Below are 14,984 nucleotides of genomic sequence, written 5' to 3'. Positions count from 1 at the left end.
TACCGCTGCGAGTTCGGCGCGGTGATCAGGCCAGGCATTCAGAACCAGGGCTACAGAGGCGAAGTGAACAAGCTAGCTGCGTAACTGAGTCTTTTCGGTCAACACTAGTTCTGACCCGATCGTGTTGACCAACCGCGCGGAGAGCGTTTGGCGGGCCAAACGCTCTGGGAGAGCGACGGAGAATTTCAGCCCTCGCAGCGCACCTTTGTCGACGGCAGGTAGAGGTCGCGGCGCATCGTGGGCGCGCGCAGCTGCAAGTCCGTCACGGATGTCTTGAACGCTTAGGTCGCGGTGCAGGCGTACGCAGTCTGCCCGCGACATCTGGCGCGGGACGATCAGGTCCGGAATCCAAGCGCCTAAGGTTCGGTTCGCCTTCGCACCTGCCCAGGTCCACCAGCGCCAGTCTTCACGCTCGTCCCGGGCGATGACGAATGATCCGTCGGTGACGGTGCCAGAGCGGACGCCACGGATGCCGTCGATCGTTGTCACCGCACGACGGGTGAGAGTCACACCTTGCGGAAGCGAGCCGAGGAGAACCTCCCTCATCCCACGCGCGATTTCAAAGGAGGGACCATCGGGGATCGAGCTCCATTTGGCCTTTCCTGGGATCTCCGTGGCCTCGACGTAGCAGAATCGCCGTTTCCAATCGATATGGGTGACCGCCCAAGAACGCCCACCCAGCAACAAGATTCGACGCCCTTCTACTTCTTCGGTCAGCAGCGCTGTCTCGACGGACCCGATTTCGTCGCGACCAGCGAGCACCTTGAACTCCGGTGCGGCGGTGAATACTGCGAGGAGTTCCATGAAGTGTCGGCGGCCGAAGTGCTTCTCGGCTTCGAGCCCGATGAATGCGGTTCCGGAGTCCTGTTCAAGGAACCCTTCGGTGAGGAGGTGAGACATGATCTCGGGGGCAGTGTCATCGAAGAGAGGGAGTGAACCCCAGCCTTGTTGCCAATCGGTGAGTGGTACTCGCCTGGTCTGCAAGGCCGATGCAAGAATCTGTTGAGCCACAATGTGCCGAGGCTCGGGGGTGGGGAGAACCGGCTCGACCCATCCAGCTGACCAACACTGCAACATACCGAGAGCGTCGAGGACTGCTTCTTCCGTGATGCACAGGAACAGACAGTTACGGGTGGAACCAGGCCTCCGCCCAGTCCGACCTAGTCGTTGCAGAAAAGACGAGACCGTGCGCGGCGCGTTGATCTGGATAACGCGGTCAAGATCTCCGACATCGATGCCGAGCTCGAGAGTGGACGTTGCGACGATGACACAGTCGCGCGCTTCAGCAAAGGCTTCCTCAGACTCTCGGCGCTCCGCAGCAGAGAGCGACGAGTGGGAAACGAATGTCGTGATTCCGCGCTCTCTCAGAGACTTGCCGAGTTCCTCAGCCAGTCGTCGCGAGTCGACGAACACTAGCCGCTTCTCGCCTTTGTGCAGTGTGGCAATTACTTTGGAGGCATTCTCGACGCTGCCCACTGAGTCGACGGTAATGTCGGGCACGACAGCGCCGCCGTCAAGCGATGGCGCGATCACGAGACCGGCACGAACCGAGCCGCCTTGCAACCAGCTCAACAGCTGATCTGGATTCCCGACGGTGGCTGACATCCCGACACGCTGAAGCCTGCGGCCCAACAATGTTTCGAGGCGGGCTAGTACGGCGAGCAGATGCCACCCGCGATCGTCACCCGCGAACGCATGAACTTCATCGACGACAACTGCCTGGACACCGCCGAGTACCTCAGCTGCATCGACGCCTTCAGAAACCAACATTGATTCGAGGGACTCGGGCGTCGTCAACAAAACATCCGGGCGGTCGCGCTTTATACGGCCGCGGGCGGAGGATGTCACGTCACCGTGCCAAGTTGAGGCGTCGCGTCCCATCCACTCGGCGTAACCGGCGATGCGTGGTTGAAGGTTGTTGAGAAGTGCCTTGAGCGGGCAGATGTAGAGAACAGAGATGCCGGTCCATCGCTCCGTCTGCATACGCGTCAGCAACGGGAACATTGCAGCTTCCGTTTTGCCGCCCGCGGTAGGTGCCAACAGAATTGCGTCTGACCCGGTGCTGATTGGCGCGACCGATTCGTCCTGCAAGGGTCGCAATCCGGGCCACCCGAGTGAATTGACGATGTGGTGCTGGATAACCGGATCGAGTCGGTCGAAACCGGCAGTCACAGCTCGACCTCATCAGCGCTGGTGGCCTGAACGATTTCGGCCTTCTCACTGTCTGCGATGGTTAGTGAATAGTGTTGGCGTGGATCAAAGTCGGCGAATTGATCGACTCGGTCCAGTACGTCAGCGACAAGCTTCTTGAGGAAGATGCGTGGGGATACCCCGACTTTCCCACCGAGCTCGCCGGCAACGGCATCGGCCAGGTCGCGCAGGTAAGCGTCGTCGACCAGCGTGCGGATTCGGTCCGACTCAGACGATCCATCGGCGTAGACGTCGCGAACGCGGATGCCGACTTCGACGAGGCGATCAAGATCGAACCCGGTGAGCCTGATTTGGGGAGCGCGAGGATTGTCGAATCGTGCGTCCGTCCCGAAGTCCGTCTGCAGTCGCTGCGCGAGCGGGGGCAATGCCTGCACCCCTAATCGTCCGTCGTAGAACGCCGGAGTTCCGGTGATGATCAGGTAGAGGCCGGGGTAGCGGCCGGAGTCGAGCTCATCGATCCACTGCCGCAGTGCATTCAAGGCCTTCGCGCGACTGTCCGAGCGCATCCGCTGCAATGTTTCGACTTCGTCGATCACCAGAACGAGGCCGGGGTGTCGTGCGCCTTTGAGTACTGCGAGGAGTCCTTGCAGAAAGCCCATCGCAAGAAAATGGTCGACGTCCTGACGCACTCCGGCTACACGTTTCGCAGCGGCACCCACATGCGGCTGACCGCCGAGCCACGCGATGAGAGCATCGGCGGTTGCGGCATCGTCACGGTCGACGGCATCGCGGTAGGCGCGTAAGACCATCGGATACACCGGGGTGGCGGTGGCGACACTGGCGAGGCGCTGTTCGAGTAGCGCCGCGATTTGCTCGGCAGTGGCTTCGTCGGCACCGGCAGCGGTGGCTGCGTCTTCTTCGATCCCGTACAACCAAGCGTCGATGACATTGCGAAACGCGCTCTTGGCGAAGGCCGAGGTCCGCAACTCTTCGATAGTCCGTCGATACACGGTCTCGAGCTTGTGCAGCGGGGTTTCGAGTTCGCTGATCTGAACTTCCGCGACGGCGAGACCACGTTGCATCGCGCGTTGCTCGACCCACCGGGAGAAGAACGTCTTACCCGAGCCGTACTCGCCGCGTACGGCTTTGAAGATCGCTCCCCCCGAGGCAACGGCGTCGAGATCCTCGTCGATGGTGGTGGCGAAGAGGTCGATACCGACAGCGAGGACGTCGAGATTGCCGTCAGGCACGGTGCCCTGGCGTAGAGACTGGAGGATCTCGCGGCGACGAACCGGTGACAGGGCGGTCACTGGGGGACTCCGAACTGCTCGAACATCAGGGCAGCCTCCACTTCCAGTTCGGTGCCGTTGACACTGAGAACTACGACGCCGTCGGTGTTCAAGATCTGGGCCACGACCGACAATGCTCTACTGGCGCGTGTCGAAGGTACGCCGAGTATTTCGGCAGCGCGTACGAGTGATAACACTCCGTTGCCGGCAATCGTCTCACGGAGAAGAGTCTCGATGGCAGCTTTTTCGAGGTTGCGTCCGAATGTCTTGTACTGCTGTGCAAACAGTGCGGTCCCGAGTAGTTCTTCCACCTTGTCGCGCCCGCCGGAAACGACGGGTGAAGCAGCCACTGTCGCGGCGGGAGTGCCGACATCGAACAGCGCATCGGATTGTGGTGACAGCTTCGGCGCAACCGTTTTCTTCCGCTTCGACGCAATAGCCGGTGCAGCGGTGACCGGTGTCTGCAGAACAACTGCTGTGCGGCTCGGTTCCCACCAGGCGGGTACCGGGGAAGGAGACACCTCGAGGCCAAGGTGTGGAGGTACGGCACCGTTGACGAGGATCGAGATGGGAATGACAGCTTCGGCTAGCGTGGCGCCGCCGTGGTAGCCGGCTTTCATCCCGGTGTACCGGAGTTGCTCGTCTACCGCGAGGACCGCGCTGTGGCTGTCGGTGAGTACACGCGGACCTTCGACCAGGACCTCGTCAATTGGCACGGAGGCTGCATCGGCGCCCGCTGCTAGGCGGTATCGAGCCGAAACCTGCTGACCGCGCTGCACACTCGGCTGCTCACGACGCTCGACGACATGACCGTGGTCGCTGACAAGGACAATGGTGCGACCGACTGCTGCCGCAGCAGACAAGAGCGCATCGAGATGCTTGAAACCCGCCGTGGTCCAAGTGGTGCCGATCGGATCGGACCGATCGAGGGCGTCATCGATGTCATTGAGGACACAGGCAATGACGGGGCGGTCTTTTGTGTTTTCGACTGCGGTACGCACGTCCTGCGCGAGCGCGTTGCCGCGCGAGACTGCTTCCAGGTCCGCTTTATGGAAGAGCACCTGACCCGCGCCGCGCAATGCGTGCGATTGCAGCCACGAGGCGAATCCTCGGCGTTCCTCAGACTGTCCGCCACGTTGGAGTGCGCCGGATAGCAGTGTGCAGCGGGAGAATTCGGTAACGGTCGGCAGGGCAGCGAGAGCTGCACTGTTCGGTTCCTCGGAGACCAGGGTGCATTCTTGCCATTGGGGGCGATAGCGACGGAGTGCGTCGGCAACAACCTCGTTGGCTGCGGTGGCACCCATTCCGTCGGCGATGACGAGCAGTACCGGAGATCGAGTGGCCGTGCTGAGCGCGCTGGCACCCGGCGCAGCAACTGTGAGCGGCAGGACCACGCGGTCGAGGATGTCCTCGATGTATATGGGGGCGCCGGGGCGGTTCAGGTGATGAGTGCCGCTGGACGAGACCAGAGTCGCGAACTGTCGGTCTTGCTCTCCGCGACGGGCGCGCACAGTCGTGATGATCCGATGTGCCGCCGCCGCGAGGGTCGGGTCGTCGGCACCGACGAAGGCATCGTTGACGGCACCGTCCACCCAAGACAATTCGCTGCGGTAGTACGTCAGCCACCCGGCGAGTGTCGACGGTCGTTGGGCATCGCGGCGCGTCCACCGCAGTAGCCGTAGGGCAGCGGCGCCTACCCGGACGTCGCGTGGTGCGTCGGAGGAGTCCACTCGCGATTCACGATGTGCGACTACGTCAGCCCACGCATTTTCCACTGCCGTGAGATCTGGATTCTGTTCGGCGGCAGCAAGAGCTGCTGCGAATCGGGCGATACGAGGCGGGCGCGCGGACGACAGGACGTCCGATCGACCAACTAACGACGTCGCCTGCAAACGGACCACCAGCTGCTCGGCCCGGCGCAGGACATCATCCGGAACGTCGGCGCCGGTAACAGCGAGGGCTGCCGTATTGCCCCAGGCGGAGAGCTGCTGCTCCGTCAAAGTGTGGTGACCGAGCTCGACTTCGAGAAGGGTTCGCACTTTGACGGTCACGTCGATCGACGTGGGGAAGGCTGCGGATGCGGCGGCGGAATCGTCGATCAGCGCGGCGACGAGCCCGAGGGGAACCAATTGCGCTGGCCCACTGGTGCGCCACACGATCGTCATTGAGCGACCGAGGGGGCCGAGGGTGCGTTCGAGCCAGAGATAGAACTGTTCGACCAAGACCGGTGCGGTCCGGTCACGCCACGCTGAAAACTCTTTGGTCCGTTCGGTATTCATTGACCACAGAGACACATGATGAGGAGTGACCTCGCTGGCAGTCAGCCCGAAATTACGTTGGGCGAGGGCCCCGAACAGGTGGTCGTTGGTCAGGACACCACCCGGGGCGGGCGGCACCGAATCACCCAGTTCGCGCAACGCGGAGCGGGCGGCGTCGTTGTCGAGGGAGAGCAGATTGAACTCTTGTCGGTTTGCCCGGAACTTCTCTCTTAGCGCGGGCCATGGATCCAGATTGGACAGCCGGCCCGAGACCAAATGATCGACAACTCCAGCGGGCAGTTCGGCCGACTCCCGATCTGTCAGGATCACAACCCAATCGAAGTGGTGTCGCTCGGTCAGCGCGTCACGAATCGCGAGCACACTCGGACCAACTCGGATCTTCACGCTCTGGCCGTCGAGCTGGAAGGCGTCGGCACCAGACCACACGGGCGCCGCGGCGAGCGCAATAACCCCGCGGCGATGCCGGCTTGCACGGAACTGACCGATCGCGGTGCGGATGCCGGCCACATCCGCCTCCGGGAGCCGCGTTGGAACTGTCACGATTCGAGCCTTGTAATAGTCACGGTAATTTTTGCGTCCGGGTAATTGTCGAGCATCTTTCGGAGCTGAGCCTCAACAGCGGACGCAGCGGTAGTGTCCGCGACTGTGATGGTCTCGGTGGTTCCACCAACTGGCTTCCGCTCTCGCTCCTCACGTTCGCGCTCAAGTTCGCGCTGGCGTTCTAGCTCCTGACGTTGGCGTTCGAACTCACGTTGGTGTTCTAGCTCCCGACGCTCGCGTTCTAGTTCCTGACGTTGGCGTTCGAGTTCGCGTTGAACTTCTAGCTCCCGACGTTTGCTCTCCTGCTCTTCGCGTTCCGTATCCGCATCGTTTCGCTTTTTTCGTCCTCTTATTGCAGCTTCTTCGAGCCAGGTATCGCGGTCACCGGCGGCACTCGCGAGAGCGGGAGGAAGGCTCTGCACTGCCTCGTGCGATTCGAATGCCTGCTGCAGTTTGGACAAAATGACACGTGCGCTCGCGGAACCCTCGTCAGTATCCGAAGTGGCTGCATCGCGGAGCACGTCCCACCGACCGAGCGGGTAGCGGATGAGAGCCTGCTCAATCGCGGCGGCAGAAGTAAGTGACTTGGACGCCTCGACGTCTGTGCCGCGTAATGGCGCATCAGCGATCGCGGCTACAAGACCGAGGTTGTCGACGTGAGTCAATCGCGTCTCGAACAGCTCGGCCAGATCGGCAGCCAGCGCGGACCGGCCCTTCTCCGGATCGATTCCAAGGTAGCTGTAGGCCTCCCCGAGTGCGGTGACGAACTGACTGCGGCCAACGAACGTAGTGCGCGCATACGAGCGCACATTGTCCGCGAACGCGGCAAGGTTCGTAGCAGTCAAATATTCGTTGACTACCAGACCGGTCCAGGTCTTCCACCGCGTGATCGCCTTGTGCCATTCGTATTGATCCGGCAACGGTTCCAGACGCAGCGCGGTGCCCCGGCGGATATCGCCTATCGAGGGCTCGTCGATCGGGCTCGAGTGCAGGAACCAGGAGCGCTTGGTTTGCGCAGCCCACGCCCCGGCAACCAGATCGATCATGTCGGACGTCAGGCCGCGCTTGGGTCCACTCGCAGCGATGGCGGTCCGCAACACCTCGATATCGACGTCGGACTGCTCGTCGATCGCCAAGCGAGAGAGTTCCTGGGTGATGCGGGTACGCCACGCCGTGAACTGTTCAGGCCCGAAGATCAGGTGCGTCTCATTGGTTTTCGCGATACCGAGCGGCTCGACGACCCGGCGGGCGACGTCCCGTTCGCTACGTTCGAGCGGGAACCGACCGTCCGCCTGAGACTGTGCCTCACGCAACCGTGTCAACACAGTGTTGAGTTCGCGGCGGCTGATCACCTTGTCGACGGGCGTGAATTCCGGGTGATCCGGATAGAGCGCGTCGAAGGCGTCCGTGATCAGACGGTCGACGGCTTCGCCAAGTGTGTTTCCGATCGGCGGCTGCACTGCGAAACCGGCGTGCAGAGAACGTAAGGGGGCTGTCCTTCGGGGAACTGGGCACCACTGGCGACTCCGTAAGACACCTGGATCGCGTTGCTCAATTGCCCGAGCACCTGCGACTGCTGTTGCTGCAAGATCGAGCGGGCAGCGGCGCGGTCCGCTTCGGACAGCTCATTCGCGTACGACGCCCAACGATCACCCGCGAGCACATAGTTGAGGATGACGAGCAAACCCAACTGTCGCGTGACCTTCTCGGAGAAGAAGCTGGGCAACCAGGCCACCGTGAAGCGGTCCTGGCCAGTGCGCAGCAGCGCCTCGATACGGTCGTGGTCTTCGGACGTGGTGTGCCCGGAATCGTCGAACGGAAGATCTACGACCAGCCGCAATGCGCCGGCGGTGGTGGGCCGGAATGATTCGTCGGGAAGATACCCGCGATCGCGGACGTTACCGAACACCACCTCGACGGGGCGCTCGGTTCCCCGCCAAACCTTGTTGCGCAGCAACGCATTATCAACGGTGTGATCGACGCCGACAACACCGAAGTGCTCGGAGAGCAGGGTACGCATCAGTTCCCGGCGCCGGCCGTCCGTGTCCTCAGCTTGCGCGCGAGTGATGATGCGCTCGTAGTCGACAGACTCGAGAGTGACGGAAATGATGGGGTTCGCATCAGCAGTGACGGACAGCTCAGGGATCTCCGCAGCCCACTGCTTGACCTTGTTAGTGATCTGGCCGATCTGATCACCGGGAATGATACTGACAACGCTGCCGTGATTGAGCGACGCGAGGCGGCTGGCATCGATCTGTTTGAGCGCCGGGACGTTTGGCGCGACCGCTGACATCAGCAATGTCTTTGCGATCCGGATATCTGCGCGCAACCCTGGTGGTACGGCATCGTCCGCGGTTGTTTCTTCGATACCGGCGCTGCGGAACAACAACGGCCGCAGCTTCTCGGTCCAGAGTGTGCGCGCGGTCTTGAATGTGCTTGCAGCAGCATCGTTGATCGGCGTCGAGTTTGCACTGTCGATGATGTAGTCGAATGCTTCGCCGACAGGAATGACATTGTCGACTGTCAAACGATCAGCGTTGTCCTGCAGCATCTGCTGCATAACCTTCAGCGCAGTGCGTTCACGCTGCATCTGCCCCGACAATGCCCGCAGTGTTGCGATCAGTGCGGGGGAGAACGGGTAGGTCAGCTTGAACGCATCGGAATCGGAACCGCGGTACTGCCCGTCGGTGTTGACGCCGTCGAGCAGCACATCCCAGACCTTTGGATTGCGGTCCAGATGGGCAAACGCATTGTCCAGCGCGGCCTGGGCATCCGAGTCGAGGGGACTCAACAGTCGCTTCTTCGCGATGAACGGCAGGTTCTCGTCACCAAGTTCGACATTGCCGAACCGGCCGGCTTGATGCGCAAAAGCCTGTTCGAGGGCCTGCTGAGTTGCACCGGATTCGGATCCGGTAGCAACCCACTTTGCAAGGTCATGCTGCCGCGCGATGAACGAGCAGATCGGAACTGCAAGCCGTCCGCGGCTGGTCTCTACCAGCTTTGTGATCTTCTGAACTTCTGCATTGAACTTGTCGCGTTCGGTGATGAGGAAGGTCAACCACAACACCAGCTCGTCGAGCATCAGGACAACACCGTCATAGCCCAGCGACTTCGCGTGGTCGGCGATGACGGCGAGTCCGTCTTCGAGGGGAAGCCAGTCAGTATTGCGGGAGTAGCTAGTGAAGTACGAGGCGATCAGTGCCTGCTGCAAGCGGGAGCGTTCCGCCGGATCCGCACCGGGGGAGGTTGCTGCTGAATAACTTTCGGCAGACCACATTCCGGTCGACTGCCCCAGAGCTGCCCAGTTCACAGCTCCCGACGGCTGTCCGCCGTCCACACCGTTGAGCGCGGCGAAGAACTTGGCCTCGCCCACTTCGGCACGACGATTATCGGCATCGGCGAACAGTCCACCGGCCGAGTGCAGCACGGGCGGCAAGGCGTTCGGGTGCAGGGCAGCGATCTGACGCAGGTATTGATCGAACAAGGCTGATTCGATGGTCTGTGAATCCAGGAAGTGGAACGTCAAACGTAGGAGTTTGGCATTCGAAATTGCTTGGTGCTGAGCAATGATCGGTTGCAGTTCAGGAATCGATAGGGCCTTCGGCGCGTGGCCCAGAACGCCGTGCAGCACCGCCATGAAGTGCGACTTACCGGAGCCGAACGATCCGTTGAGGTACGCAGACTTGTTCTCCCCGGTCCGCAGCGACTCTTCGACCACGGACAACGCCTGATTGAATGCTTCGGCAATGGCAGGGGTGACGACATACGAGTCGACGGTCGCGGCCAACCGATCTTCGGCGACAGAGTCGGATAGACGGAGAACGTAGTCATTGGTGCCGTGCGATTCCGAGATCGCGAAGGTCTCCCGCAGAGTGCGTGCGGATGATGCGGAGTTGCCGGGGAACATCACTGCGCGGCCTTTCTGGGAGCAGCCTTGCGGGCTCGAGTGGTTTTGGCGGGACGCCAGGCTGAGAGATCGCCGACGGGAATTCCGACGGCGGAGGCTTTTTCGTGGAGCTGTCCGGTGAGATACTCGGCCAGGTCGATCCCGAAAGTGGGGTCAACTCCGGTGTGCCACTGCCTAACCCACGGCAAAACCTCGGCGATGCCGGCGACCACGGGTACCAGTTCGGTGAGTGCCGTGCCCTCAGACTCGCGATAGGCGTAGACGGTGGCGAGAGCAATTCCCTGCTGGGCATGGTTCCAGCCGGCCCAGCCGAGTAGTGGTGTGGGATCGGTGGCGCGGCCTGCGCCCGGGTACGAGACGAACCGTTCCTTGGGTACGTCGAGCTTGCCACGATGCGACCAGTACGATTGTTTGACGAAATCGGCACCCGTGTACTTCGGCGGGACTGGAATATCGGTGGCCTTGATCAAGCCGGCGTCCTCTTCGCGCTGTAGCGCCCAGACTCGTTCCCACTCGGTGCGCTTGCGAAGCCCAGAATCCTTGTAGCGCAAAGCGGCGAGGTAAGGTACAGCCTCGTCGGAGAGCAGTTTGACGAGGGTTTCGGTAACGGGTGCGTCCTTCTTGCCGGCCCACAGATCCAGCGCCTCAATGAATTCGGCGTTCTTCTCGACATACCCAGCAAGTTCAGCCACAGACAGGCACTGCGGAGCGCCCTGCGGAGTAAACCAGAGCGACGGTTCCTCGAGTTTGTCGAGAATCCAATCCTTCAGTGCTTGCTGAAGTTTGACGTCCCACGAGTCGCCGGCCCAGCGTCGCTTGTACTCCGGTCGCTCGAGCAGTCGAATGAAGGGGTTGGATTCAATTGCGGCCAAACGCTTCTCGACGAGTTCGCGGTACTCGGCCGGCAGGTGGGCAGGGATCTCGGTGACAGGTGTTGAACCGTGCCGGCTGAACCAGGCAGATTCGGCTTCGCCAGCCGCGACCTTCCGAGCAAGTGAAATCTCGAAGGCGCGTTCACCCAACTCGATGCCCGGCACATCGCGAGGCGGAAGGAACAGTTCGCCGTCGATGAGGCCGTAATGGAGGTAGACCTCCCAATCGAGTTCGTCTTGTTCGGCAACCATCAGCGCTCGAATGCGGGCATGCTCCGCGCGGGCCGCGTCAATGGTGCTCTTGGTAGCGCCGTTTCGAGTAATTGCTGCCGCGGGCTCCTGTGCTGCGAGGTGCTGCGAGAGATCGTCGATCCGTCGCCCGCGTTCGAGCGGTGTGTGCGTGGGGAGCGGAAAGTCCTTGAGAGTGGTTCCCGTGAACTCATATGTGTTCTTCCATAGTTCACTCCCCATCGCTGCGTAGCCCGCGTCCACTCGAGCGCCGCCGCCTTCACCCTTGTTATGGCTGTTCTGCTTCAGCCAGAAGCATGCGGTCGAGCTGTTGAGGGTGCCCAACAGCCGAAGGTGATCGTCCTCGGTCGCACCCTCCGGCAGCTTGATCACCGGCGCGGACTGCTTGAACACCTTGCCGCCGCGGTCGAGTACAAAGTGGTTGTGCGTCGCGACAAAAGCGAAAGCAATTCCGAGTGGCACTCGATAGCGCTTCTTGAAAAACATGGAGTGATCGAACCACCGGAGACCGCGCTCGGTAAGCGATTGTTTGAAGTCGACGCGTCGGCTGAGAGCCGTGCGATTTAGCCATAGGACTTGCTGCGCTCTTCTATTCGGCTCACATGGGTCGCCTTCCGCGTTGTACGGGAAAAGGGTGACAAGGGTGGGGGATACAAGATAGTCACGTACATCCTCGCCGAGCGCGATTGGCATCGTATCGGCCATGTATTGACGAGTCTTCGCAGCCTCAGGTGTTACGTAGAAGGCATCGTCGAGTCCAGTGTGGGTGGTTCTTCCAATTGTGCTGGTGCGATCGCCGAGCGTCTCAGTTCGGGCCGATTCAATAGTTGAGAGCGTCTCGACGGCACCACCACCGCTCAGACTCCACGGATGGAGGCGTAGGTTCTCGCGCGGAAGATTGACGACTGAGATCCACTGGTCCTCGTAGGCAGGCAGGCTGACATGTTCGACGAGTGAGGTCCATACCTTGCCCTTCGCGGGATTGTCGGGCGCTCCTGGTTCACCCTGAATGCCGAGGACTGCGCGGGTTGTGTCATGGATGTTCGGATGGTTACGCCCAGTAATAATGACGGTCGGCGTTCCGTGACCCGGAATGTAGGCCCCGGATGTATCCGCAACGAGCCTGAGATCCTTTCGCGCAAGAAATTGTTCGATGATAGGAGCGCCGAATTCGCGTTTCATGAAGGAGTTCGAGGTGATCTGGCCGACCCATCCGGCCCGATCTCCCGATCTGGCAAGGTCGAAGAACTTCTCCATGAACGGAACCGTAAGTGCATAGGTGCCCTTGCAGAAGTGGTAAATCTCTCGGTATCGAGCGTTGAGCGCTTTGTCGCTGACGACGATGTAGGGCGGGTTACCGACGACGGCGTCATACTGGCCGGGTGCAAGGATCTTGCGTAGTAAGCCTGCGTCTTCAGTGCTGTAGGTGAACCCAGATGTAGCTGCATCCTTGTCGAACGACAGATCGCCAAAGTCGAATGCATCAGCTCCTTGTTCGGGGCCGTGGAGCAGTGAATCGCCGTTGGCGAGGTTCAATGTGAACTTGGGTGCATTCACCAATGATGTTTCGCCACAAGCCTGCAACGCCGCAACGATCAGGCGAAACTTCGCGATCGCCACTGCAAACGGGTTCAAGTCCACGCCGTAAACCGAGGCCAACGCGTTGTCGACACGGGTTCGCAGTTCCAGTCCGGGGGCGTGATGATGCCAACGCTCAACCAGACGAGCGAACGCGCCGAGTAGGAAGTGGCCGGAACCGCAGGTGGGATCGATGATCTTGAAACCCTCAAGCGGGCGGTCCTTGAGTGCGGGCTCCATGGTCTGGTCGAGGATGAATTCTTCTACAAATTCGGGGGTTTGGAGCAGGGCGTACTTCTTCTTCGCGAAGTCCGAAAGATCCTGGTAGAGGTCGCCGAGGAAGCGGGTGGAGAGTTGGTTGTCGCGGAACGTCCACATCAACTCGCCATCGTCTTCGGTGCGGCGCCAGAATGCGAGCAGCTGATGCACCGCGTCCGAGGACGGGGTGGTGATGTTGAGGGCGGCATGTCCGTCGACGAGAGATTGTGTGGCAGGGTACTGGCGCAGTGCCTCGAAGGATTGTTCCAACCACTCGCGGTAGGAGTAGTCGGGATGCTCACGGTAGAAGGAGGTTTCGGCGTCTACAGCTCGTTGGCGCAGCATTGAATCTGGATGCGTGATCCAGACTGCAGCGTCACCGAGCAGCAGGTTGTCTTCGCAGAAGCGCACGAACACGCTGGTGAGTAGCCAGCCGACAGCGGCCTGGGTGAGTTGATCTTCGGACCAATCCGTCCAGGACACAGCGGTGCGCTTTTCCTGCACAGCAGCCTGGTGAGTAGTGCGCCAACGCTCCAGCTCTGTGCTGTCAGCGGTGAGACGCGTCCGCATATCGTCAACCAGCAGGGCCAGTTGCGGCTTCAGCGCGGTCGTCAGTTGGTTTCCGGCCATCGTGGCCAATGCCATCAGACATGCTCCTTCTCATTGCGTTCCGAGGCGGTGTGGTCGGATTCTGTGGACGATTCGGCTGCAGCGAGTAGTGCGCTGAGTCCGTTCCTATCCACCTGGACAAACTGCTCAGGACTCATTCGTGTCAACGCGGTTGTGTCCACGCGGGCACCCGGTCTGAACATCTTCTGCACGCGTGGGGCTCGGGCACCCGCCACCTTGCGCAGTGTTTGAGTGAACGATCGGGAACCTGTGGCGTGCAACACCGTTCGACCACGCCGTGCGAGTTCACCGACTAGCGACAGTGCGACGACACTTTTTCCACTGCCAGGCCCACCGGTGACGATGATGACTCGCTTGTGATCGAGTTGGTGAGCTTGATCCACCGCGTGGAGTACTAGGTCAACAGCGAGTTGCTGCTCACCTAAGAGGTGGAACTGCGGGCGATCGCGAACCTCGGCGGCAGCTACCTTAAGCAATTGTTGAGATGGTGCCACTGCGGAACGGATCAACGTATCACCGGCAGTGTGTCCGGAGGACTCAGTCGAGAGCCGAGATTTGAGGAAGGTTTGCATATCTCCGCGGTCGGCTCCGGTAAACAACCGGCCGCCGAGGGAAGCGGGATACGACCGTAGTTCTGCGACGGCTGCGGGATCCGTAGCGTTGTGGAGGTAGGCCACGCCGGCAACCGCATCGGGCTGATCTGCAAGAGCCTTCGCGAAATCTGACAGGTACTCGCAATAGCCCTTGACTTGTGCGACAGGGTGCAGTTTGGGGCCACCGGGCATCCCCGGCACATCGACGAGGTCAATGCTGCCTTCATATCGCTGGGCGGCCGACCATTGCTTGAGTTCCACCACGACATATGACGGTCGGCCTGTAGTCGGATGTAGTCCGGCCAGTACGACATCAGCGCGCTGAGACGTGAGAGGTAAGTGGTACTCGACCAACATCTCGACGCCGCCCAAACCGGCTTCGATCAAATCATTGGCTAGAACGGGAAGGCTGCGGCTCCACGACTTCTGCTCCGATTCACTTGCGCGCCGGCCGGTACGAAACAGCATTTGTTCCAACAGCTGTTCCACCAAGGAATCAGGATTCGCCATCGCGCCAATCCTGTTGGCAGAAGTACGAAGCAAGGTCACAGTGAGATCCCCCAGGCAGCACGAATCGAGTCGTGCGGGTGGGGGCATGTCCGTGGCTGTGAATCACAGCGGAAGTCCGTCGGGCCGCG

The 14,984-nt window shown here is 61.0% G+C and carries 7 protein-coding genes; all 7 read right to left on the bottom strand.

What is annotated here, in order from left to right; genetic code table 11:
* Positions 1-72 precede the first annotated feature (72 nt).
* From DBV08_RS27750 to DBV08_RS27725, 7 genes are read right to left on the bottom strand one after another with little or no spacing between them, the layout of a single operon-like run.
* Positions 73-2,172, bottom strand: coding sequence for a DEAD/DEAH box helicase (locus DBV08_RS27750; protein WP_124569531.1), 2,100 nt, complete (start codon positions 2,170-2,172; stop codon positions 73-75).
* Positions 2,169-3,461 (bottom strand): BREX system ATP-binding protein BrxD, encoded by a 1,293-nt coding sequence (gene brxD, locus DBV08_RS27745; RefSeq protein WP_124569530.1) that lies wholly within the window; start codon positions 3,459-3,461, stop codon positions 2,169-2,171. Before brxD ends, DBV08_RS27750 begins: the two co-directional genes overlap by 4 nt.
* Positions 3,458-6,259: a BREX-2 system phosphatase PglZ gene (gene pglZ / locus DBV08_RS27740; RefSeq protein WP_124569529.1), complete on the bottom strand. Its 2,802-nt coding sequence runs from the start codon at positions 6,257-6,259 to the stop codon at positions 3,458-3,460. Before pglZ ends, brxD begins: the two co-directional genes overlap by 4 nt.
* Complete coding sequence (locus DBV08_RS33055; protein ID WP_260395784.1) at positions 6,256-7,719, bottom strand: hypothetical protein; 1,464 nt, start codon at positions 7,717-7,719, stop codon at positions 6,256-6,258. The genes pglZ and DBV08_RS33055 overlap by 4 nt, the downstream gene beginning before the upstream one ends.
* On the bottom strand, positions 7,671-10,166 hold the full coding sequence (locus DBV08_RS33050) for a DUF6079 family protein (RefSeq protein ID WP_260395788.1): 2,496 nt from the start codon (positions 10,164-10,166) through the stop codon (positions 7,671-7,673). Before DBV08_RS33050 ends, DBV08_RS33055 begins: the two co-directional genes overlap by 49 nt.
* Positions 10,166-13,768: a BREX-2 system adenine-specific DNA-methyltransferase PglX gene (gene pglX, locus DBV08_RS27730; RefSeq protein ID WP_124569528.1), complete on the bottom strand. Its 3,603-nt coding sequence runs from the start codon at positions 13,766-13,768 to the stop codon at positions 10,166-10,168. Before pglX ends, DBV08_RS33050 begins: the two co-directional genes overlap by 1 nt.
* On the bottom strand, positions 13,768-14,856 hold the full coding sequence (locus tag DBV08_RS27725; RefSeq protein ID WP_397488104.1) for a DNA/RNA helicase domain-containing protein: 1,089 nt from the start codon (positions 14,854-14,856) through the stop codon (positions 13,768-13,770). Before DBV08_RS27725 ends, pglX begins: the two co-directional genes overlap by 1 nt.
* Positions 14,857-14,984: the final 128 nt, after the last annotated feature.

It is taken from the genome of Rhodococcus sp. KBW08 (assembly GCF_003852455.1).
In the GTDB taxonomy this organism is placed as follows: Bacteria; Actinomycetota; Actinomycetes; order Mycobacteriales; family Mycobacteriaceae; genus Rhodococcus_F; species Rhodococcus_F baikonurensis.
This window is presented reverse-complemented; position numbering and strand designations above follow the sequence as displayed.

Excerpts from the sequence above, each read along its gene's own strand:
- DBV08_RS33050 (WP_260395788.1), bottom strand. The coding sequence starts at position 10,166 with ATGTTCCCCGGCAACTCCGCATCATCCGCACGCACTCTGCGGGAGACC.
- pglX (WP_124569528.1), bottom strand. The coding sequence starts at position 13,768 with ATGGCATTGGCCACGATGGCCGGAAACCAACTGACGACCGCGCTGAAG.
- DBV08_RS27725 (WP_397488104.1), bottom strand. The coding sequence starts at position 14,856 with ATGGCGAATCCTGATTCCTTGGTGGAACAGCTGTTGGAACAAATGCTG.